We start from the raw sequence: 21,288 nt of genomic DNA, 5'->3' as shown, positions 1-21,288 counted from the left end.
CTACCGCGATCGACGGGGATGTTAAAGCTTGCTGTGCATCGACACCACCCGCTTCATCGATGGCTGCGCGGTTCGAAACCTATCGAATCATTGAGTGCTTTGACCGATTCGCACGCTTCGATGGTATTCGTGCTCCGGGCATTGGTCGCCAATTCCGGTCATTAAGGGAGCGAGTCGGCGCGAATGCAGTTCATCACATCTTCATTTTGCGCGCCTTCTCACTCAGATTTGGGGCAGTCCAAACTTGCGGCCATCAGTACGATCCGTGCCATGCCGACCAGTCAGCCGATCTACGACCGTGATGCCACCGAACTAATCGGCTTCGGCAGCGACGGCAACCTCCCGCCCGAGGTGCGGACGCACAAGAGCCCCAAGAAGAAGCGGAGCAAGAAGAAGATCGTCCTGATCTGCATCCTTGTCCCGCTGATCCTGATCGGCATCGGCCTGATCGGTGGTGGCCTCTACCTGAAGAACGTCGAGTCCAAGGTGCAGCGGGTGGACGCATTCACCCAGGTCCCCGAGGCCAGCCGCCCGCAGAAGGAAGCCGCCGCCGGCAAGGCGATCAACTTCCTGCTCCTCGGCAGCGACACCCGCGACCCGGAGAACGTGGGCGGGTCCCGCTCGGACACGATCATCGTGATGCACCTCAACAAGGACCAGTCGGCCGCGCAGCTGATCTCCATCCCGCGCGACACCTACGTGCACATCCCCAAGTCGGCCGACGGCAAGCACGGCAACGTCGACTCGAAGATCAACGCGGCGTACGCGTGGGGCGGCATCCCGCTGATGGTGCAGACCGTCGAGGAGTACACGAACATCCGCCTCGATCACGTTGCCCTGGTTGACTTCGCGGGCTTCAAGGACATCGTCGACGCGCTCGGCGGCGTGACGATCGACGTCGAGTCCACGTTCACCTCGACCCACTCGCTGAACGCGAACCACGAGCGGCACTTCGAGAAGGGCGTCCAGAAGATGGACGGGGCAGCGGCGCTCGACTACGCCCGCGAGAGGTACTCGTTCAAGGACGGCGACTTCGCCCGCATCCGCCACCAGCAGCAGGTCATCAAGGCGATCCTGGACAAGGCGTCGTCCAGCGGCACGATGTCCAGCCCGAGCCGGATCAACTCGTTCCTCAAGGCCACCACCGACACGGTCAGCGTCGACAAAGACCTGAACATGCTGTCGATGGCGACGCAGCTGCGCCACCTGGGAAGCGGCAACCTGAACTTCTACACCAGCCCCAGCGCTGGCACCGGCATGATCGGCGACCAGAGCGTCGTGAAGCCCGACAAGGCCAAGGCCAAGGCGCTGTACGCGGCCGTCCGCAAGGACGACACCGACACCATCAACAAACTGGCCGCCGGCTGATCGCTATTTGCCGCAATCTATTCGCCGAATAAATCACGCACCGTAATGGCCTCGTTCCGCTGACCGGCGGATTCGGGGCCATTGTGGGTGCGCACTAAGGCCGGAGTCGATCCGGGGGCGCGTGGCGTGCGCTGTGTCACTATCGAGGATAAGAGCCCAGGGCGAACGGTTCGGCGAGCGCTCTGACCATGGCTGAGAGGCAAGAACGGGGTCCCATGCGTGGGGAAGGCGCTGATAATCTTCAGCCGATGAGCACCGACCAGTCACCGGAGCGGGACGAGACCACCGAGGTGGTTTCGCCGCAGCCGGCGTCGTGGCCGCCGGAGATGAACTCGTACCCGGCCGACCCGATCTCCGGCCACCCGATCTCCGGCCACCCGGTGTCCAGTCAGCCGGTGTCCAGTCAGCCGACTTCCGGCTACCCCGTTTCCGGTCAGCCGACCTCCGGCTACCCCGTCTCCAGTCAGCCGACTTCCGGCTACCCGGCCTCGGGCGACTGGTCCGCCCAGACCTATCCGCCCGCGGTCACCCCCACCTGGCAGGTCTCCGGCGCGCCGGATCAGTCGCCGGGCGTGGCGCAGACCTCGGTGCCCCCGCAGCCGGCCTGGACCGACCCGCTCGCGGTCGACCCGAACAACTGGCAGCCCCGGATCGTCCCGACCCCGCCGCAGCCCAAGAGCAAACTGTGGATCGGCGTGCTGGCCGGCTTCCTGATCGGGGTGCTGCTCGCCGCCCCGACGGTCTACTTCCTCACGCCGGGCGACGGCGATCCGGCACCCTCCCCGACGACGCCCACCGCTGCCGCGGCGGCGCTCGGCCCGCTGGAGAAGAACCAGCTCGCTCTCAACCGGCCGCGGTTCCACGACGACCTGGCCGTTCTCGCCGCGTCGTGGCTGCCGTTCGTGACCAACTGCCTGGCCGCCGGCGAGGAGGGCGGCCCCCGGATGGGCGCGGACGAGAAAGAGCACGTGCTCTGCCGGTACGGCAACATCTTCATCCACTTCGCCTGGTACAAGACGCCGGTGGACCGCACCAACGCCCGCGAGGACCGCAAGCGGTTCAGCACCCAGTTCCAGAACGTGGCCCCCGGCCTCTCCGGTGCGGTGCAGAAAGCCCGGACCTCCGATCCGACGGTAGGCACCTACATCGAGTACGCGCTGGACTCGCACGGGCCGGCCGCCGGCATCTGGTGGGACGCGACCGACGACAAGACCGTCGCGATCTACCTCGAGTCCAGCTGGGACACCAGCCTCGGCAAGTCCTGGGACCCGCTGCGTGACCTGTGGCAGCGGCACAGTTGAGCAACACGGCACGGCTCCGTCGCCTCGCCGCCCTCGCGGCGGTGTTCACCGTGGCCCTCGCGACGCCCGCCCCGGCCCACGCCGCCGACGGCGGTTACGGCCGTAACGAGTCCATCACCTCCCTGGTCAACCCGTCGACGCTGGTCCTGGTGGCCACGTTCACCGGCACCCTGCGCGAGCGCGCCGGCGGCGACCCGATCGACGACGAGCCGGTCGTGCTGCGCCGCACCTGCAGCGGCATGGTGATCAACCCGGCCGGCTACGTCGTGTCGACCAGCCAGTGCGTGCGGCCCAGCTCGGACGTCCTGCTCGCCAACGCGCTGACCGTCGAGTCGCAGATCCAGGTGGTTCGCGGCGAGATGGCGGTGGAGCAGGCGGCCGATTACGTCACCACGCGGATGAAGACCGCCGAGTTCACCGGCGCCGACCGCGAGAAACCGCCGGTGTCCACCGTCGAGGCCTGGATCGACAGCTACCACGAGCGCGACGACGACGCGCGGGCGATCACCGGCTCGGTGGTCTACGCCCAGCCGATGTCCGGCGGCGACGTCGCCGTGGTCAAGCTGAACAAGGCCGGCCTGCCCGCGGTCGAGCTCGCCCGCGAGGACACCCTCGCCACCGGCGACCCGATCGTGCTGTCCGGCTATTACAGCGACGGGCAGCAGCCCAACGAGCTGTTCTCGCTGCGCAACGTCTCCACCACGGTCGGTGGCCTGGGCGGCACCAACCGGCTGACCATCAGCGACGGCATCGGGCCGCAAGCCCGTGGCGGCGCGATCTCCGACTCGACCGGGCGGCTCCTGGCCATTCAGGACGCCGACGTCAGCGCCACCGGCGAACCGGTCCGGGACATCGTCAAGGCCAGCCACATCCAGCGGGCGCTGGCCTCGGCCAAGGTGACGGCGTCGCTCAGCGATGCCGACCGGGAATACCGCTCCGCCCTGCAGGACTACTTCGCCGGCCGGTTCACCCAGGCCGCCGACCGCTTCGGCGCGCTGGCCGGCCGCGCACCCAACTTCTGGCCGGCCAAGCTCTACCGCGATCGGGCGATCGAACGGCGCGACGTCGACGGCGACGCGATCGTGAACGCCGCCCAGTGGGGCAGCTACGCCCTCGCCGTGGGTGCGGGAGTGCTGATTCTCGGCCTGCTGCACCTGGCCGGCCGCTGGCGCCGCCCGGCAACCGCGGCCCCCACCACCGACCCGCCTGCCGTTCGCACCTGGCCGGCAGCCGACGCCCCGGAGCAGGCCCCCCGGCCGGCCCCGGCCCCGGCCCTTCGTCCGGAGCCGAGGTCGCGTCCGGAGTCTGCGCCAGTGCAACGGCCGGAGCAGCCGCCCGCTTTCCGGCCGAATCAACCGGCCAGGATGGCCGACCCCGCGGATGCCGAGACCGTCGTCATGAACGTCCCGCCGCCGCGCGAGCCGATGGACGACGAGACGGCGATCCTGGAGCTGGACCGATCCCACTTCGGCCGCGATTTCGGCCGCTGACCCGAAGCTCCAAAAGGTCCGGACCCAAACGGGTCCGGACCTCTTCTTTGCCGTCGAGTGGCGGTGAGGGCTACCGGGTGGCGGGCTCGGCTGGGGTCGGCTGCCGGGGGCCGGACGTTCGGCTGCTCTGGGGCCACAGGATCACGGCGATCGAGTAGATGACCATGCCCAGCGATGAGCCCAGCAGGTAGCCGACCGCGTCCCATCGGGCCGCCATCAGCGGCGCGGCGATCAGGGTGACGACGAGCATGACGTACCGGGTCTGCAGGAGCGCGCTGAACTCGCCCCGCACGAACCGGCTCAGCGAGGTCCCGAACGACAGTCCCAGCGCCGCCTTCTCGATGCCGGCCGCGATGAGCGCGACCCCGACCGGGATGAAGGAGAGCGCCGGCACGAGTTCCCGCCCGCCGATGATGGCGAAGCCGATGATCACCGCACCGACCGCCATGAGCGCGGTGGAGACGAGACCGTCCCGCAGGTCGCTCAGGGCGCCGGCGGCGGCGTCGGCCTTGCGGCGATAGACCAGCACGCGGCGCAGGGTGATCGAGACGAAGGCGAGTGGCGCGTACACCTGCTGGAGGATGCGGACCGCGCCGAGCACCGCCGGGCTGACGAAGAACGCGGTGATCTGGATGGCCAGCAGCGGGGTGACGCCGACGAGGAACGCGTCGAAGGTGGCCGGCCCGAGCAGGCCCCGCCGCGACCCGAGCCATTGGCCGAGCCCGCGGAAGGCGGCCCGGCGGTGCGCGTAGGCCGCCGCCGCGAGGAGGAAGAACCCGGCGTTGACCACGGCCCAGGAGAGGCAGATCCCGAGCGGCGAGTGCAGCGCCGCGAAGGTCAGCATGGCCACCATCTGGGTCGCGAGCCAGGCGGCCGTCTCCACGAACGCGCCGCGCGGCGAGCCGGCGGCCACCCCGGCGGACCGGCCGATGTCGAGGACGATCGCGAACGGGATGCCGGCCGCGTAGGCGATCGCCAGGCCGGCGTCGACGTCCGGCACTACCAGCGCGGCCACGATGGCCACCAGCGCGCCGATGACGCCGCCGGTGAGCGAGGCACCGACCGCCCACTGGCAGGTCTTGTAGTCGGTCTTGTGGCCGGCGTGGGACTCAGCGAGCAGCGTGGCCTCGGCCAGCGACCGCTGGAGCACGCCGACGGTCAACTGGAAGATGAGGACGGCCGAGGCGGTGGAGCCCACCGCCGACAGCCCGCCGCCGTAGGCGAGGGACAGGCTGAAGACCAGGCTCGTCGCCATCAGGGCGAGCTGACCGAGCACCAGGGTGGCGGCCGACCAGGCGGCGGGGCTCTGCGGGATCCGGAGCCTCATCGGGTCTCTCCCACGGTCGCGGCCGGACGGCGGCGCAGGAGATTGCTGACGGCTCCGCTCACCACCAGCGGCAGCGCCTTGGCCACCGGGCGGCGCGTGGCCGGTTCGGCCCGGCCGGCGAGCAGGTCGGCGAGGGCGCGAGCCGCCGCCTCCGGGTTGCGGAAGTCGGCGAAGGCGTACGGGGCGCCGGAGACGGCGGCGGATTCGGGCAGCCCGCCGACGCGCGAGATCAGCATCGGCCGGCCGCGGAGTCCGGTCTCGACCGCCACCCGGCCGAACGGCTCCATCCAGGTCGACGGGATCAGCGCGACGTCGATGTGGGCGCAGAACGCGTCCGCGTCCATCTGGCCGGCCAGCACGATGCGGACCGATTCCTTGGCGGCGAGCTCGTTGATGGTGGCGACGTAGCCGGGCTCGCCCTCGCCGGCGAGCAGCAGTTGGACCGGGCGGGAGGTGGTCCGCTGGTAGGCGGCGACGGTGCGGATCGCGGCCTCGATGCCCTTGACCGGGCTGAGCCGGCCCAGGTAGCCCACCACGAGATCGCCGTTGCCGCGGCGGGGCGGGGCGGGCGTGGTCTCGCTGAACGCGAGCGGCAGGCCGACCAGGGCGTCGTCAGCGTTGATGACGCCGGCGCGGCTCAGGTCGGTGCGGACGAACTCGGAGACGCAGACCGCCTGGGCGTCGGCCGGGGAGGCGCGCTGCATGATCGACTTCTTCACGGTGCACTCACCGCAGATGTCGGCGCAGATGTTCTCGCCCTTGAGCCGGGAGCGGCGCCAGCAGGTGTCGCTGAGGTCGTGATAGACCCGGACGTACCGGAAATGGTCGCTGCGCACCTGGCGGATGAGCCACGGCCCGGTGCGCGCCATGTTGTGCGCCACCACGATGTCCGGGCCGAAGTCGCGCACCTGCTGGGCCAGCCGGGAGGCCACCCCCGGCACCGTCCAGGCGGTCAGGAACTCCAGCGCGTGCCGCACCCGCGAGCCGGCATGGACCCGGCGGGCGAACGGCCGGTGCACGGAGTGGATGGTGACCGGCCCGTCCTGGTAGGTCTTCTCCACCGCCCCCGGCACGAACACGGCCACGTCGGCGGATTCGGCCAGCTTCTGCGAGACCGACCGGGCGGTGCGCTCGGCGCCGCCGACGGAGTCGGGCCACCACCAGTCGGCCAGCACCGCGATCCGGGGCCGGGCCGTGTCCAGTTGGATGTCGGGAAGTGGTGCGGGGCGGGTCAGGCCCCACCGCCGGCCGCGCCAGGCGAGGGTGGCGGCGAGCAGGGTGAAGAACGCGGAGGCGGCGAACGGGACCTGGGAGCCGAGCGGCCCGCGCAGCAGGCCGATCTGGCACGCCGCGAACAGCACCGACGCCGCGGTCCCGATGCCGGAGACGCGATAGCCGAGCTTCCGGTCCATGGTGCGAGTGAGCCGGCCGTAGAAGAAGAACAGCACGATCACGCCGACCAGGCTGAACTCGAGGTAGACCTCGGTCCAGTAGGGCAGCGCCAGGTTGGTGAACTCGTAACCGCGACTGGCCGCCACCACGTTGCCGGCGCCGATCGCCTTGCCCTCCCACAGCGACCGCGGCACCCAGAAGAGCAGGGCGGAGATGTGGTGGTGGCCCCAGGTGTGCCCGTGGGCGTCGACGTAGTAGACGGAGTTGACGGTCTGCTGGAAGCCGTCGAAGTCGAACGTGTAATAGGCGTCCAGGCCGAAGCGGAGCGTCCCGCGGGCGGCGCTGTTGCGGAACGAGTTCGCCAGTGGGTAGAGCACCGCGAGGCCGAACAGCAGGCTGAGCGTGAACGCCGTACGCCATCGCTGCCGGTCGATGCGGACGGCGGCGAGGAAGGCCGCCAGCAGCACGCTGAACGCGAAGAACCGGCTGGCCGACAACGGGTTGTTGTAGATCATGTTGAGGACGGCGGCGACCGCGGTGGCCATCAGCAGCAGGCGCCGCGCGCGCAGGTCGGCCCAGTTGCGGTTGCGCCAGCAGATCAGGCACAGCAGCAGGGCCACCACCGAGACCGCCGACGGGAGGATGCTCAGCAGCCCGAGCAGCGACTGGTCCTGTCCGCTGCGCAGGCCCGCGGCATCGATCGCGGCCTGCAGCGCGTCGCGGTCCATGAACCGGACTTTCAGGCCGCCGGTCTGCGGCAGGCACCACGCGGCCAGCAGGGTCGCGACCGCGGTCACCACGATCGCCTTCTCGATGGTGATCTCGGTGCGCCCGGCCGGCGCCCGCTGGATCCGCGGCCGGGTGAGTGCGTGGCCGATCAGGTAGGGCACGATGGCGCAGAGGACGATCACCTGTGCGGTCACGTAGAACTGGTAGAGCGGCAGATCGGGCCAGGCCAGCCGGTTGTCGCGGATCTGCAGCAGCGGCGCGAAGCCGACCCACACCGCGGCGAAGGCCAGCAGGGTCACCGCCGCCGGGGAGAACTCCCCGATGTAAGTGATCCGGACCAGCCCGAGCAGGGCGACGGCGACGATGACCAGGCCGAGCCAGCCGGCCGTGGTGGGGCTCGGCATCACCGTGGTGATCGCGAGGAAGACAGTCAGAATGCCGACCGCGACACTCGCGACCGCGGGCGCGATGCGCGGTCGCCGTTTCCGGTGAGCGACAGCTCGCGCGTTTTCTGACATCTGCCGTATTCCCGTTCGTCGTGGGGGACGCGACGCACCCACTCGACCAGCGAGCAGACGGTTGCGTGGCTCCCCGTAGCCCGCACTCAACCCGGTACTCAATCCCGCTGCCATGCTGCCTGTCAATCCGGCGGGACAATCGTTACCGATATCTCAAGGCGCCGTGCAGGATCGATCGGGATGATTACGGAAGGTGACGCCCCGGAGGGCCGAACGATCAATGATCACCGTTGTACGCTTCGCCCGACGTCGTCCACACCGGGAGCCCACGCTTGACCTCGCGAATGCGGAGCAGAACCCTCGCCGCGCTCCTGATGGTGGTGTCGATCAGCGGTTGCTCCTCGAAGTCCGGTGCCAAGCCGGGCTCCCCGGTCTTCATGCCCGCCGCCCCGGCGGCCGGCGCGTTCAGCCTGGCCGACGACTTCAACGACGTCGCCCCGGGCGCGGCCGCCCCGGGCTGGGTGGCCGCCGCGGCCGGTGGTCCGGCGGTCGCCGCGTTCCCCGACACCGTCGACCGCAGCCTGCGGATCACCCGGCCGGCCGGCGCCGCCGCGATCCAGGCGCACCGTGATTTCCCGTCCGTCGAGGGCGTCGTGGAGGTGCAGGCGCGGGTCCAGGTGAAGGACTGGTCGGCGGATTATGACGTCTTCGAGCTCGCCTCCACCGAGGGTCTGGTGGCCGCCACGGTCGGCGTCAGCCACGGCCGGTTCGTCGACGCGGCCGGCGAGGGTTTCGCCCCCGCCGATCCCGGCCGGTGGTACACGTTGCGCGCCGTGCTGAACACCGCCGATCGGAAATACGACCTGATCATCGATGGGCAGCAGGTGCGCACCGCGATGCCGTTCACGGCCGCGGCGACCGGCATCGCGCGTTTCTCGGCGGGGGTGCGCACCGGTTCGGCCGGCACCCTGTTCGTCGACAACGTGACCGCCCGCGGCAATCCGGCGCCGTCGGTCGGCTACGTCCTGTTCGACCAGTTCAACGACAAGCCGCTCGGGGCCACCGTCGCCGCCGTGCCGAGCGACGAGGACCGCAGCCTGCAGCTGGCGCACCGGGACGGCGGCGCGGGCGCCACCGCGATCCGGCCGTTCGCCGCCCAGGCCGGTGTCGTGGTGGTGCAGGCCAACGTCCGCACCGACGAGCTCAGCGGCGCGAAGGTCGCCCTCGACGTGCGCGACGCCGCCGGCGGGATCGCGGCGTCGATCCAGTTCAAGGGCTCCGCGCTGGTCTATGACGACGGCGCCACCGCCCATCCGCTGACCACGGTCGCGCTCCGCGAGTGGTACACGGTGAAGCTCGTGCTGGACGTGCCCGCCCGCCGCTTCGAGGTCTACGTCGACGGCCGCCGCTTCGCCCCGCCCGCGCCGGGCGCCGTGCTCCAGCCGCGCTGGTCGTTCCGCGACGCCGGGGTGAGCACGGTCGACCAGCTGTTCTTCGGGGTCGGCCCGGGCCCGGCCGGCACCGTCCGGATCGACAACCTGATGGTCTTCCCGCCGGTCAGCACGCCCCCGGGCAAGGTCCTGGACGTGCGGCAACCGCCCTACGGCGCGACCGGCGACGGCATCCGCGACGACACCGCCGCGATCCAGCGGGCGATCAACGAGGTCCCGAAGGGCGGCACGGTGTTCCTGGCCGGTGGCGTCTTCCTCACCGGCGCTCTGCTGCTGCACTCGGACATGACCCTGTGGATCAACCAGGACGCGGTGCTGCTCGGCTCGACCGACGACGCCGGCTACCCCGAACTGCGCAAGGACGCGGCCGGTACGCCGTTCTCCGGTGGCCTGCTCAACCGGGGCCTGGTCACCGCGGCGAACACGGCGCACGTGCGGATCGAGGGCGGCGGCACGATCGACGGCAACGGCGGCAAACCGGCCTGGGGGATCGAGGGCGGCACGAGCCGGCCGGCCCTGATGGCGCTCACCCGCAGCCAGGACGTCATCATCCGCAACCTGCACGTGCGCGACTCGGCGACGTGGGCGATCGTCCCCGACGAGATCGACGGCCTGCTCATCGCGGACGTGACCGTCGACAGCCGGATCTACGCCAACCGCGACGGCATCGACGTCGTCGACAGCCACGGGGTGCTGATCGAGCGGGTGGCGGTCTCCTCCGACGACGACGCGATCTGCTTCAAGTCCTATTCGGCCAAGGGCGTCGACGGCGCGGTCGTGCGGTTATCGACCGTCGGCCAGTCGGTCCGGGCCAACGGCGTCAAGTTCGGCACCGGCAGCGTCACCGCGTTCCGCAACGTGGTCGTCGAGGACGTGCTGATCAAGCACGTCGACAAGGCCGCCCTGGTGGCGCTGGCCGTCGACGGGGCCGCGATCAGCAACCTGTCCTTCCGGCGGATCACCGTCGACGACGCGTTACGGGCGGTCTTCGTTCTGCTCGGCCGGCGCACCGGCCCGGACGGCACGGACGCGCCGCCGCGCTGGGTGAGCGGCGTCGCGTTCGAGAGCGTCTCCGGCGAGAACCTGACCGAGCCGTCGGCGCTCTCCGGGCAACCGGTCGGCGGCGTCGACCGCCGCCTCTACGCCATCCTGCTCAGCGACGTGCGCCAGGCGGTCGTCGGCGGCGTCCGGAAGCAGGTGCCCACGCCGACCGAATACCGCGGGCTCTACCCGGAGAGCAACCTCTGGACCGGCCCGACGACGGTGCCGGCCAAAGGCTTCTACCTGAACCACGTCAACGGCGTCACGAGCCGTGGCAACACCGTGGTGACCTGGAAGAAGGACGTCCGCCCGCCGATCGCGCTGCACGACGCCCTCGCCGTCACCAACGGCTGATCAGCCGCCCGAGGGCGCCGACGCCGGGTGCGCGGGCGCCGCGGCCAGCAACTGGACCAGATGCGCCGTCGCGTCCCGCCAGGAACGGCCGCCCACCTCGGCGGTCGGCACCGGCAGGATCCCGCTCTCCACCTGACGCAGCGCGCGCACCATCGCCTCCGGGCTCCAGCTGTCCATCCGCACCGCGGCCCCGCCGGTCGCCTCGTGCAACGCCGGGTCGGGGGAGATGACGGTCGGCGTGCCCAGCCGCAACGCCTCGGCGGCGGGCAGGCCGTACCCCTCGAAGTGGCTCGGCATCAGGAACGCCGCCGCGCCGGTGAGGGCGGCGGCATACTCCTCGTCGGACACCCGGTTCAGGAAGATCACGCGAGGCGCTGCCGGCGACTCCGCGGCGACGCGGCGGAACTCCTCGGCCGGGTCACCCCCGGTCAACACCACGAGGATGTACGACGGGAGTTGCGCGACCGCCTCGATCGCGAGCTCCACGCCCTTGTGCGCGGCATGCCCCGCGACCAGCAGGTATTGCCAGCCGGACTGCCACACCGCGGACAACTCAGCGGGCAGCGCGCCGGGCACCACGCTGAGGTCGCTGCCCGGGTGCCAGACGGCCGTGCGGGAGTAGTCCACGCCGTACACCCCGAGCAGATCGTGGCGGGTGCGGGCGCTCACGCAGATGAGCCGCTCGGAACGGCCGATCGCGGTGCCGTAACTGAGGCGCCGATATTGCCTCACCGACGCCGACAGGTTGTGCGGCCACAGCTTGAAAGCCAGGTCGTGCACGATCGTGGTGACCGGCAGCCGGCTGCCCCGGATCGCCAGCGACGGGCTCAGCGACAGCACCCGGGTGCTGTCGTCCTGCTTGCCGGTGACCCGGCGCAGCGTCTCGGTGGCGCCGGCGATGGTGCCGAGCCGGCCGCCGTCCTGAGAGCTGACCACCTCGGCCTCGCAGGTCCGGTCGGCGGGCGGCTGCCAGCCGGGCGGCGCGGCCACGATGCGCAGCGTCTCCGCCGCCGGCCAGTAGCGCACCAGCTCGCTGAGCACGCGGGTGATGCCGCCGGCGCCGACGCCGCTGCAGTCGACGATCGTGGTCATCGGTTCACCGGGTCTCATCGTCGATCCAGCGGGCCATCCGGTCGGCGAACCGGTCGCCGGAGAACGCGTTGGCGTGCCACCGGATCCGGTCCGGGTTGAGCTCGTGCAGCCGCTGGACGGCCTGCGCGTACGGCCCCGGCTCGAGGCTGTCGAGCAGGAAGCCGGTCTCACCCTCGACCACCGTCTCGAGCAGACCGCCGCGGCGCAGCCCGAGCACCGGGGTGCCGCACGCCTGCGCCTCGACCGGGATGATGCCGAAGTCCTCGTGCGCCGGGAACAGCAGCGCCCGCGCCCCCCAGTACAACTGGCGCAGCCGGTCGCGATCCGGGCGTACCTCGAAATGAATCGGCACCCGCTTGCCGGCGGCAAGCCGCCGCAGCCGCTCTTCCTCCGGCCCGGACCCGGCAATGATCAGCGGCAGGCCGGCGGCTTCGGCGATTTCAATGATCAAATCAAAGTTTTTGTACGGGATCCAGCGCCCGATGCCGAGCAGGTAGTCCCGTGACTGGTACTGATCCTGCGCCGGCGCGCCCGCGAAGTAGGGCACGTCGACCGGCGGGTTGATCACCGCGGCGTCCCGCTTCCAGAACCGCTGGATGCGCCCCTGCACCTCGCGCGAGTTCGCCGCGTACGCGTGCACGTGCTTGCTCAGCTGGATGTCGGCCTTCTGCAGCACCCGGCGCGGCATCTTGAGCATCGGGTGCGAGCCGCGGCCGTCGAAGTCCGGGCTCCACACGTAACGCGCGGGGGAGTGGATGTAGCTCAGGTGCCGCGTCTCGGCCGGGTCGCCCAGCTTCACCGTGTGCGCGAACGCGTGCGACGACGAGATGACCACGTCGAAGTGGTGATTGGACAGGGTGCGCCAGACCAGCGGCATCGCCGGCAGGGCCAGGGCTTTGCTCTTGGTCAGCGGCGTGCGCGACAGCCAGGACTGACCCAGGCGCAGTCGCTCGGTCTCGACGCCCTCGTCGGCCCAGAGGACCAGGCGCTCGGCGTGCGGGAGCAGCTCGGCGATGGCCAGGAAGACCGCTTCGGAGCCACCGGTGGCACCGAACCACTCGTGGACCACGGCCACCGAGCGGTCGCCCAGCAATGGCAGTTGTGGCAGGCGGGCGGTCGAGTCGTACAACGTCATGAGGCGGCGCCTGTCACTATTTCCCCCGAAATGCGCGCACGCGTGGGGGATATGCCCCACGCTCGATGGCGGCACTAACTTAGTAGGCGGCTGCACGCATCTGTCAATCCGAATGTGTGATATCAACACCAAGATCACTCACCGCGCCTCCTTTCCCGGTCCTTCTGCGCCGGGTGGATCTGCGTCGGGCGGGTCAGAGGTCGACGGAGCCGAGCAGGTCGAGCATCAGGTCGGTGTTGTCGATCGCGGCCTGCAGATTCCGCCGGGCCTCCCGCAGCCGCCGTGAGTGCGCGGCGAGCGTGCGCACGTCCCCGGCGGCCACCGCGCCCCGGGTCGACGCATTGACCTCCACCAGCGTCTGCAGGGCATCGGCGGCCTGGGCGGCGGCGAGCGGGATCGGATCGGTGCGGCTCTCGTGCGCCAGCGCCGGAAGCGGGGCGCAGGCCCGCCGCAACTGCCACGAGACCAGATCCGCCCGCGCGGCCGGGTCGGCCGCCGCCAGTTGCCGCTGCCACAGCGCGAACCGGGCTTCCCGGCTCAGGCGCAGCCGATCCGCCGCCATGGCCTCGCCCTGGGCGGCGCCGAGCAGCGCGCTGGCCAGCCAGGCCCGCTGCCCCTCGGCCGTCCCGCTGGCGGTCTCGTCGATCCCGAGCGCGGCCAGTGCCGCCGTCAGTCGGCCCACATCCTCCGCCTCGTCGGCGTTCTGCATGGCGGAACGCTATCGATCGATGCCTCAACCGTCCGCGCGCCACGCCCCACCCCGTGCGCCGGATCCAGCTTTACCTCCCACGCCGCGATTTTGATCAGTTCGGGCCAGGGTTTGCGGAATCGTTCGACGTCTGCCGGTCGAGCGGATCATGTGCCAGGCGCGGCCCCGGCATCGGGCGGCCCGGCGGCCGTGGCCGCCGGGCCTGCTCAGCCGGTCGTCAGAGGTCCCGTGTGGCGAGCTTGTTGTCACCCGGAACGTCGCGCCGGCCTGGCTGCTCTCGCGAGACGCTGCGCGTGTTCGTTGTCAGTGGAGGCGCTGCAGCTTGCGGGCGGCGGTGATGGCGATGGCGTTCGCCTCCTGCGGGGTCACCGGGGCGGTGCCGATCAGCATGATCGTGAGGGCTGTTCCGCGGTAGGCGACCGCGATCATCTTGCCCTGGACGGTCATCCCGACGGCGGGCAGTTTGGCCGTGAAGGCCACGCCGGCTGCGGCGTCGCCCATCCGTGCGACGCGCAGCGGGGTGAGGCGCAGGCGGATCGCCTGGCCCGAGGCCGGGACGTTGGTCAGGACCGTCGGGCACTGGTGCGGGGCGATGGCCACGCCGTCGACGATATCGAGGGCCGCACGCGGGCCGGTCGAGGTGATCGACTCGAAGAGCATCGTCCCGAGACCGTTCTTGGCGAACGCCGCGGCGGCCGTGCGGCCCCGGTGCACACCGGCGCTCGTGCCGATGTGCTGGTCGCAGATGTCAGCGTCGGTGTTGATGTCGCCCATCATCGACATCCCGCTGCCACCGGTCATCGTTTGATAGCCGGCCGGTAGGTCGTTCGTCGTGAGCAGCGCGCCGGTCAGCGGTCGCGGCCGGGGCGCGACGGCCACGGATGCGAACCCGGGCGCGGACGCCGCCGTGGCCGCTCCGGCCTGGGCGGCCGCGGCCGGCGATGCGAGGGCCGGCACGGGCGCCGCGAGCACCACCGCGCCGACGGCGGCGACAGCAAGTCTGACTGATTTGTACCCAATTTTCCGCATTTCCTTACGGTAACCCGCGGGTGCGCCCCGATCGTGGAGATCGGTGCCGCCGCGAAGGGGGCGCCCCGAGCGGGTGACGCGAGGCCGGGGCGTGGGGGCCCGGAGGGCAGGACGAGGGATTGAGGCCTGGAGCGAGGGGCTGAGGCGCGAGGGGCTGAGGGGCGAGGGGCTGAGGGGCGAGGGCTGGGGCGAGGGGTGATCGCCGGCCGGCCGCGAGGTTGCCGGCCGGCGATCGGCTCTTGCCGCCGAGGACGGCGGTTTTTCGGACGACCCACCCGCCTGCCGGATCTGGGCAAGCCGGCTGACGAGTGGGTCGGTCTTGACGGTCGCCCGGCGCCGCGTGTCAGGCGGCGTTCGCTGTGTGTCAGGCAGCGCTCGGGTTTGCGCCGGGCGACCGAGTCTCGGTTGGTGCGCTCAACGCCGGCGGGCGAGGTCGGCGGAGTGCTGGTTGGAGCGGAGTGGCTTGGGTGGGGCGGAGTGGCTTGGGTGGGGCGGAGTGGCTTGGGTGGGCGGAGTGGCTTGGGTGGGGCGGAGTGGCTTGGGTGGCGCGGAGTGGCTTGGGTGGCGCGGAATGGCTTGGGTGGCGCGGAATGGCTTGGGTGGCGCGGAGTGGCTTGGGTGGGGCGGAGGTGCTGGGTGGAATGGCGGCGGCAGCCCACGCGGGGGGTCGGCGCGTGGGATGCCGCCGCCAGGTGAGAGTGGGGTTTCGGGCAAATCTCCGCTGTGGCCCGGTTTCGTCCTCTCCTTTCCTGGTGCAAATGGGCACGGCGGAGCCATCGGTGAATTGCTGCGGGTTTGGTCTTCGGGGGCCGCGGGGTCCGGACGGCCGTCTCAGCGGTGCTGGGCTGGGCTCAGCGGGTGCTGGCGAAGTGGTCGGCGATGCGACGCAGAGCGGTGATGGTCTCGAGGTCGCGGCCGGGGTCGTCCTGGGTGGGCCAGGCGCTGCATTTGACGATCACTACATCGGCGGACGGGTCTATGTAGAGGTATTGGCCGTGGACGCCCACGGCGGCGAACGCGTCGAAGGCGGTGCTGCCGAGCGTCCACCATTGGTTGGCGTAGCCGTAGTGGGGGTAGCCGCTGGGGCCGAGGGCGCCGACCGCCAGCTGCGGCAGGTCGCTTCCCCGGCTGCGCCGGACCCAGTCGCGCGGGACGACCTGGCGGCCGGCCACGACGCCGTCGTGGGCCATGAGCAGGCCCAGGCGGGCCACGTCGCGGGCGGTGGCGTTGAACGAGCCCGCGCCGAGTGCGGTGCGGGGGCGGGCCCGGGTCAGCCAGTAATAGGCATCCCGGTCGGCGCCGAGGTGGCGCCACAGGCGGTCGGCGGCGTAGGACGCCAGGGTCATCTCGGTGGCGGCCTCCAGGACCCAGCCGAGAACCTGGGCGTCGAGGGTCGAGTAGTTGAAAGCCTCGGCGGCCGGGGCCCGACGCTGCGTCGCCCGGACCACGGCGGCCAGGTCGCCGCCGCCCATCGCGGCCTGTTCGAAGCGCTTGATGTCGCTGTCCGGCACGTCCCACACCTCGAGGCCGCCGACGCCGCTGGTCATGGTGAGCAGCTCGCCGAGCGTGACCTCTTCGTAGGCCGAGCCGACGAAGTCCTTCCGGTAGTCGGCGACCCGGTCGTGCAGGCTGTCGATCTTGCCTTCGGCCATCGCGATGCCGATGAGCAGCGAGGTGACCGATTTCGAGACCGAGAAGAGCTGCATGCGGGTGCGTGGGCCGGCGAAGACGCCGGGGTAGTACTCGTGGATGACGCGGCCGTGGTGCAGCACCACGAACGCGGTGGTGTTGGTGCGCCGGTGCAGTTCGTCGAGGGTGCGGTCGGTGCCCTCGAAGCGGTAGGTCAGGTCGAGCCGGTGCGACTCGAACGGGAGCGGCCGGTGCACGTCGCCGCGGGACACCCGCTCGGTCGGCATCAGCCAGTTCATGTGGGTGAAGGTGAACTCGCTGAACGGTCGCCGCATCAGCAGGTCACCCTGCCTGTCCCACCAGGAGGGAGGTCGGGCGGCCCGTGCGGGCCGTTCGGTGGTGCTTGTCATCTCGTTACTCCCCGTGCTCGGACGGTTGCGCTGCGCCTTCGAACACTTCACGAAGAGTCGGGCCTTGTGGTTCATCGATCGGCTCGAGGTAACTGTTCATCATCGCCAGGATCGCCATGCCGGCCAGGTTGTCGCCAGGGCCGTCGCCCAATACACCCGAGCCAGGGTCACCCAGATGGCGGATGACGAAGCCCTCGGTGATGGCGGCCAGGATGTTCGTGAACTGTTCGAGGGTGATGCCCCGGCGCAACCGGAAGCCGCGGGACGCGATGGTCTGCTCGTAGACCTTCATCCAGGGCTCGAGGGCGCCCGCGTAGTTGTTGGCGATCGCGTCGTGGATGCCGTCGTTGCGGTCGGCCGTCGCGCAGACGACCAACTGCAGGCGGAACAGCGGCATCCGGCAGACCGCGAGGATCTCGTGGAACGCGGCGCGGTGCACGGCGTCGACGAAGCTGTCGTCTTCCGCCAGCCAGTCGCCGCGCGTCTCCAGCTCGGCCCCGTATTGCGGGTCGTAGTTCATCGCGTGGAACAGGAACGCCAGCAGGTCATTGAGGTAGTCGTCGTGGCTGGCCCAGGTCGACCTGTACGGGCCGGTCCCGCGCTGGCGCAGGAATGGCGGCTCGAGCTCGGCCACCTCCCGCGACAGCGCCCGCTCGGACAAGAAGTTGAGACCCGACCAGTACTCCTTGCGCCCGTCACTGTTCGGCGCCGCCACTTTCGGGGCGCCGAGGTTGCGTTCTACGAGGTTTGCCCCCGCCTTGAGGTAGGAGGCGACCTTGAGCGAGTTGACGAGCGCGGCACGGGTGGACTCCCGGACACCCTTCACACGGGTGACGATGCCGGAAAAGTCCTGGCTGTAAGGATAAGGCAGGTCCTTCTTGCCGTACGTCATGAGTCGATTGTTGTCCGAATTCCAGGCAACTCAAGTGCGCACGTGCGTAGTACTCGGAGGCTAGAACTCTGGACATTTCCAAATACGAAAATGTGGCTATTAGTAGCGGTGCAATTACGCTATGCGGTCGTACGTTCCTGGCGACGGCGTTCGCGCTGCTCCTGGGTGTAGCGCTTACGGGCCGCGAGGTCGCGCTTCCACTGTTCGCGGGAAGATGCGTCACAGCCTTGCACGGCGCCCTTGGTCTGTGCGGGCCCGATCAGGGACCGGAAGAACCAGTCGTGAAAAGTGTCGCGGAACCACGTGCGCATGGCAGGCCTCCAAATAGTTTGTGCACCAACTGTTGGTGTACAAACTATCGGTAGGATGGGGTGGAACTGAAGGGGGACGGGCAATTGAGTGACCAGGATCCGCTCGCGCTGGAGGAGCAGGTCTGCTTCGCCCTGTCGGTGGCGGCCCGCGGCGTCGTGGCCGTCTACCGCCCGCTGCTCGAGCCGATGGGCCTCACCCACCCGCAGTACCTGGTGATGCTGGCCCTCTGGCAGTACGCCCCGGTTTCCGTCCGCCGGCTCTCCGACCTGCTGCAACTCGACCCGGGCACGCTGTCGCCGCTGCTCAAGCGACTGGAGGCGATCGGTTACCTGCGCCGCGACCGCAAGGCCGGCGACGAGCGCAGCCTCGCCATCACGCTCACCGAGCCCGGCCGGGCGCTGCGGGCCGAGGCCGAGAAGATCCCGCCGGCCGTGGTCGAGCGCCTGGGCATGCCGATCGAGGAGCTCCGCTCGCTGCACGCGGCGCTCACCCAGGTGATCGCGGCGGCAAGATAGACGCATGCGGATCGCCGCCTTCAACGTGGAAAACCTCTTCAACCGCGCGAAAGCTCTCGATCAGCGCACGTGGTCACTCGGCCGGCCGGTGCTGGAGGCGTACCAAAGCATCTGCTCTTTGCTTGAAGAGGTTGTCTATAGCGATCAGATCAAGCATGAGATCCTGCGTGAACTGGGCAAACTCGGGCTGCGCCACAGTGATCAGGCGAAGTTCGCGCGGCTGCGGCAAAATCGCGGGCGGCTGCTGCGGCGCTCGCGCGACGGGCAGGTCAGAGTCATCGCCGGCGGCCGCGCCGACTGGATCGGCTGGGTGGAGCTGACCACCGATTTCCGGACGCCACCCCGCGCCGGCACCGGCCGTCACAGCCTGCGGTAGGCCTTGATCGAGGGGAGCGCGCGCCCGGTGAAGTCGAACTGGGTCAGGTTGTCGTTGGACGCCTCCGCGCCCGGCTGCCAGCCCACCCCCGGGATCCACTCCGGCTCCCAGGCCAGGAAGCCCAGCCCACGGCCGTCCGGCACCTGCTTCAGCACGTCACGCACGGCCTCGTAGAAGCCGGCCTGCCCGGCCGGGGTCGCCGGGAAGCGGTCGGCGTCGGGCAGCACCGTGTCGGCGCCGACGATGTTGCCGCGCCCGTCGCCGTCCTCGAACGTCCACGGGTAGGACACCTCGGCCAGCAGCACCGGCTTGTCGTAGCGCGCGACCGAGTCGACCAGGTTCGCCTGCAGTTCAGCGAGGGAGCCGTGCCACATCGGGTAGTACGACTGGCCGATGATGTCGAACGGCACGCCGTACGTGGTGATGTTGTCGAAGAACCACTGGGTGTCGCCCATCTTGCCGCCGCGGTCGATGTGCAGCACGATCTTGGCGTCGCACTGACCCTCCCGGGCGCCCTTGATCCCCGACTTGAGCAGGTCGGTGAAGGCCTGCCACTGCTGGGTGCCGTCCGGCAGATAGAGCTGCCCGGCCGGCCACAGGATGCCGCTGGTGATCTCGTTGCCGATCTGGATCATGTCGACCGGCGTGCCCTGCCTCGCGAAATCTCGGACGAGCTCCCGCGTGTAGCTGCGGATCTTGGCGATCAGGCCGGGCAGGTCGGTGGGCCAGCTCGCCGGGATCGGCTGCTTTCCGGGGTCGGCCCAGAAGTCGCTGTAGTGCGGGTCGAGCAGGATCTTCATGCCCGCCCGCTTGGCCCGTTTCGCCAGGCCGAGCGCGCGGGCCTGGTCGCTGTAGCCGTCGGGCGGATCGACCCAGACGCGCAGGCGCATGTAGTTGGCGCCGGCGTTGGCGAGGATCTGCTCGGCCGGGCGGACACGGCCGGCCAGGTCGCGGTAGCGGACACCGGCCTCCTCGAGCTGGGGGAGGAAGGACAGGTCCGCCCCGCGCACGGAAAGGGTGGTCTTCGCGGCGTGGGCCAGCGCTTGTTTCGGCAGAAGGGCGGAGACGGCAAGGCCGCCGGCGCCGGCGAGCAGCGAGCGGCGGCTGAGTGAGGATGACATATGGAAATACCTCTCAGTCCGGTGACGACTGTGAGCGCTCACGGTGCTCTGGCCTAGATGGAATGTCAAGGGCGGGGATATCGTGCGCGCATGCCCGACGTTCACCCCAAGTCGCGCGGCGCCGCCCGCCGGGCCCAGCGCCGCGGACCCACCATGGAGGACGTCGCCGAGATCGCGGGCGTCTCCCGCGGCACGGTGTCGCGTGTGCTCAACGGCGCGACCCACGTGAGCTCGGCCTCGCTGGCCGCGGTGCAGGAGGCGATGCGGCAGACCGGTTACGTGGTCAACCAGAACGCTCGCAGCCTGGTCACCCGCCGATCGGGAGCGGTCGCGTTCGTGCTGTCCGAGCCGCCCGACCGGCTCTTCGAGGACCCGGTGCTGAGCACCCTGCTGCGCTCCTGCACGGCGCTTCTCGGCGATCAGGGCCGGGGTCTGATGCTCATGCTCGCCGGCACGCCCGAGGAGCGCGAACGCGTCCTGCACTTCGCCCGCGGCGGCCACGTCGACGGCGTGCTGCTGGTCTCCCGGCACGACGGCGACCCACTCGCGGCTCAGCTGCACGCGACCGGTGTGCCGGTGGTCGTTTGCGGTCGCGCTCCGGTGGACGGCCCGCCGATGCCGTACGTCGCGGCCGACGACCGCGGCGGCGCCCGCCTGATGACCCAATACCTGCTCGACCGCGGCGCTCGATGCCTGGCGACGGTGGCCGGCCCGGCCGACACGGCCGGCGGCGCCGAGCGACTGGCCGGCTTCCGCGACGTGCTCGGCCGCCGCGTCCCGGCACGCGCGATCGCCCGCGCCGAGGCATACACCATCGAGGCCGGCCGGGCCGCGATGTCGCAGCTCCTGCACGGTTTCGCCGAACTCGACGCGGTCTTCGTCGCCTCCGACCTGCTCGCCGTGGGCGCCCTGCAGGCATTGCACGCGGCCGGCCGCAGCGTCCCCGGCGACGTCCTGCTCGGCGGCTTCGACGACTCCGCGATCGCCTCCGCCACGATGCCCCCGCTGACCACCATCCGCCAGCCGTTACCGCAGGTGGCGGCCGAGTTGATCGAGGTCCTGCTACAGCTGATCGCCGGCCGTCACCCGTCCTCACGAGTGCTCCCGACGTCACTCGTCCGCCGCGACTCGGCCTGAGAGATTCCGTGAGCGCTCAC

Annotated in this window: 17 protein-coding genes; 7 read left to right on the top strand and 10 right to left on the bottom strand. The window is 70.4% G+C overall.

Translation table 11 applies throughout. From position 1 onward, the window contains the following. The first annotated feature begins 270 nt into the window (after nucleotides 1-270). The 3 genes from AB0E90_RS25775 (at nucleotide 271) to AB0E90_RS25765 (ending at nucleotide 4,159) form a co-directional block, all read left to right on the top strand. Nucleotides 271-1,368 carry an LCP family protein gene (locus AB0E90_RS25775; protein WP_360410610.1) on the top strand — a complete coding sequence of 366 codons (1,098 nt, stop codon included), beginning with the start codon at nucleotides 271-273 and terminating at the stop codon, nucleotides 1,366-1,368. 248 nt (nucleotides 1,369-1,616) lie between these two features. After that, nucleotides 1,617-2,669, top strand: a complete 1,053-nt coding sequence (locus AB0E90_RS25770) for a hypothetical protein (protein ID WP_360410607.1) — start codon at nucleotides 1,617-1,619, stop codon at nucleotides 2,667-2,669. Next, complete coding sequence (locus AB0E90_RS25765; protein WP_360410604.1) at nucleotides 2,666-4,159, top strand: serine protease; 1,494 nt, start codon at nucleotides 2,666-2,668, stop codon at nucleotides 4,157-4,159. The genes AB0E90_RS25770 and AB0E90_RS25765 overlap by 4 nt, the downstream gene beginning before the upstream one ends. 70 nt (nucleotides 4,160-4,229) lie before the next feature. Here AB0E90_RS25765 and AB0E90_RS25760 read toward each other — a convergent pair whose 3' ends face one another. Next, nucleotides 4,230-5,486 carry a hypothetical protein gene (locus AB0E90_RS25760; RefSeq protein WP_360410601.1) on the bottom strand — a complete coding sequence of 419 codons (1,257 nt, stop codon included), beginning with the start codon at nucleotides 5,484-5,486 and terminating at the stop codon, nucleotides 4,230-4,232. Continuing rightward, nucleotides 5,483-8,125 carry a glycosyltransferase gene (locus AB0E90_RS25755; RefSeq protein ID WP_360410598.1) on the bottom strand — a complete coding sequence of 881 codons (2,643 nt, stop codon included), beginning with the start codon at nucleotides 8,123-8,125 and terminating at the stop codon, nucleotides 5,483-5,485. Before AB0E90_RS25755 ends, AB0E90_RS25760 begins: the two co-directional genes overlap by 4 nt. A 284-nt stretch (nucleotides 8,126-8,409) precedes the next feature. Here AB0E90_RS25755 and AB0E90_RS25750 point away from each other — a divergent pair, with 284 nt between their 5' ends. Further along, nucleotides 8,410-10,911 (top strand): glycosyl hydrolase family 28 protein, encoded by a 2,502-nt coding sequence (locus AB0E90_RS25750; protein WP_360410595.1) that lies wholly within the window; start codon nucleotides 8,410-8,412, stop codon nucleotides 10,909-10,911. On the opposite strand, the gene AB0E90_RS25745 is transcribed toward AB0E90_RS25750, so the two are convergent. The 7 genes from AB0E90_RS25745 to AB0E90_RS25715 form a co-directional block, all read right to left on the bottom strand. Further along, the gene (locus AB0E90_RS25745; RefSeq protein ID WP_360410592.1) at nucleotides 10,912-12,003 is read right to left on the bottom strand and encodes a glycosyltransferase family 1 protein; all 1,092 of its coding nucleotides are present in this window, start codon (nucleotides 12,001-12,003) and stop codon (nucleotides 10,912-10,914) included. 4 nt (nucleotides 12,004-12,007) lie between these two features. Then, nucleotides 12,008-13,138, bottom strand: coding sequence for a glycosyltransferase (locus AB0E90_RS25740; RefSeq protein WP_360410589.1), 1,131 nt, complete (start codon nucleotides 13,136-13,138; stop codon nucleotides 12,008-12,010). 193 nt (nucleotides 13,139-13,331) lie between these two features. Then, nucleotides 13,332-13,847 carry a DUF6245 family protein gene (locus AB0E90_RS25735; protein WP_360410587.1) on the bottom strand — a complete coding sequence of 172 codons (516 nt, stop codon included), beginning with the start codon at nucleotides 13,845-13,847 and terminating at the stop codon, nucleotides 13,332-13,334. A 303-nt stretch (nucleotides 13,848-14,150) separates the two neighbouring features. Beyond that, the gene (locus tag AB0E90_RS25730; RefSeq protein WP_360410584.1) at nucleotides 14,151-14,876 is read right to left on the bottom strand and encodes a hypothetical protein; all 726 of its coding nucleotides are present in this window, start codon (nucleotides 14,874-14,876) and stop codon (nucleotides 14,151-14,153) included. 851 nt (nucleotides 14,877-15,727) lie between these two features. After that, a complete protein-coding gene (locus AB0E90_RS25725) occupies nucleotides 15,728-16,915 on the bottom strand; it encodes a serine hydrolase (RefSeq protein ID WP_360410581.1) in 1,188 nt (395 codons plus the stop codon). A gap of 4 nt (nucleotides 16,916-16,919) precedes the next feature. Then, entirely contained in the window at nucleotides 16,920-17,807 is an 888-nt protein-coding gene (locus AB0E90_RS25720) for a hypothetical protein (RefSeq protein ID WP_360410578.1), read from the bottom strand. A gap of 119 nt (nucleotides 17,808-17,926) precedes the next feature. Further along, nucleotides 17,927-18,118, bottom strand: a complete 192-nt coding sequence (locus AB0E90_RS25715; RefSeq protein WP_360410576.1) for a hypothetical protein — start codon at nucleotides 18,116-18,118, stop codon at nucleotides 17,927-17,929. A gap of 84 nt (nucleotides 18,119-18,202) precedes the next feature. Here AB0E90_RS25715 and AB0E90_RS25710 point away from each other — a divergent pair, with 84 nt between their 5' ends. Together AB0E90_RS25710 and AB0E90_RS25705 are read left to right on the top strand one after the other, a co-directional pair. Then, complete coding sequence (locus tag AB0E90_RS25710; protein ID WP_360410573.1) at nucleotides 18,203-18,634, top strand: MarR family transcriptional regulator; 432 nt, start codon at nucleotides 18,203-18,205, stop codon at nucleotides 18,632-18,634. A gap of 4 nt (nucleotides 18,635-18,638) precedes the next feature. After that, the gene (locus AB0E90_RS25705) at nucleotides 18,639-19,010 is read left to right on the top strand and encodes a hypothetical protein (RefSeq protein WP_360410570.1); all 372 of its coding nucleotides are present in this window, start codon (nucleotides 18,639-18,641) and stop codon (nucleotides 19,008-19,010) included. On the opposite strand, the gene AB0E90_RS25700 is transcribed toward AB0E90_RS25705, so the two are convergent. Next, nucleotides 18,995-20,131 carry a glycosyl hydrolase 53 family protein gene (locus AB0E90_RS25700; RefSeq protein ID WP_360410567.1) on the bottom strand — a complete coding sequence of 379 codons (1,137 nt, stop codon included), beginning with the start codon at nucleotides 20,129-20,131 and terminating at the stop codon, nucleotides 18,995-18,997. The genes AB0E90_RS25705 and AB0E90_RS25700 overlap by 16 nt on opposite strands. Before the next feature lie 90 nt (nucleotides 20,132-20,221). Here AB0E90_RS25700 and AB0E90_RS25695 point away from each other — a divergent pair, with 90 nt between their 5' ends. Continuing rightward, on the top strand, nucleotides 20,222-21,268 hold the full coding sequence (locus AB0E90_RS25695; RefSeq protein WP_360410564.1) for a LacI family DNA-binding transcriptional regulator: 1,047 nt from the start codon (nucleotides 20,222-20,224) through the stop codon (nucleotides 21,266-21,268). The last annotated feature ends 20 nt before the right edge of the window (nucleotides 21,269-21,288 follow it).

It is taken from the genome of Actinoplanes sp. NPDC026619, assembly GCF_040638295.1.
Classification (GTDB): domain Bacteria; phylum Actinomycetota; class Actinomycetes; order Mycobacteriales; family Micromonosporaceae; genus Actinoplanes.
This window is presented reverse-complemented; position numbering and strand designations above follow the sequence as displayed.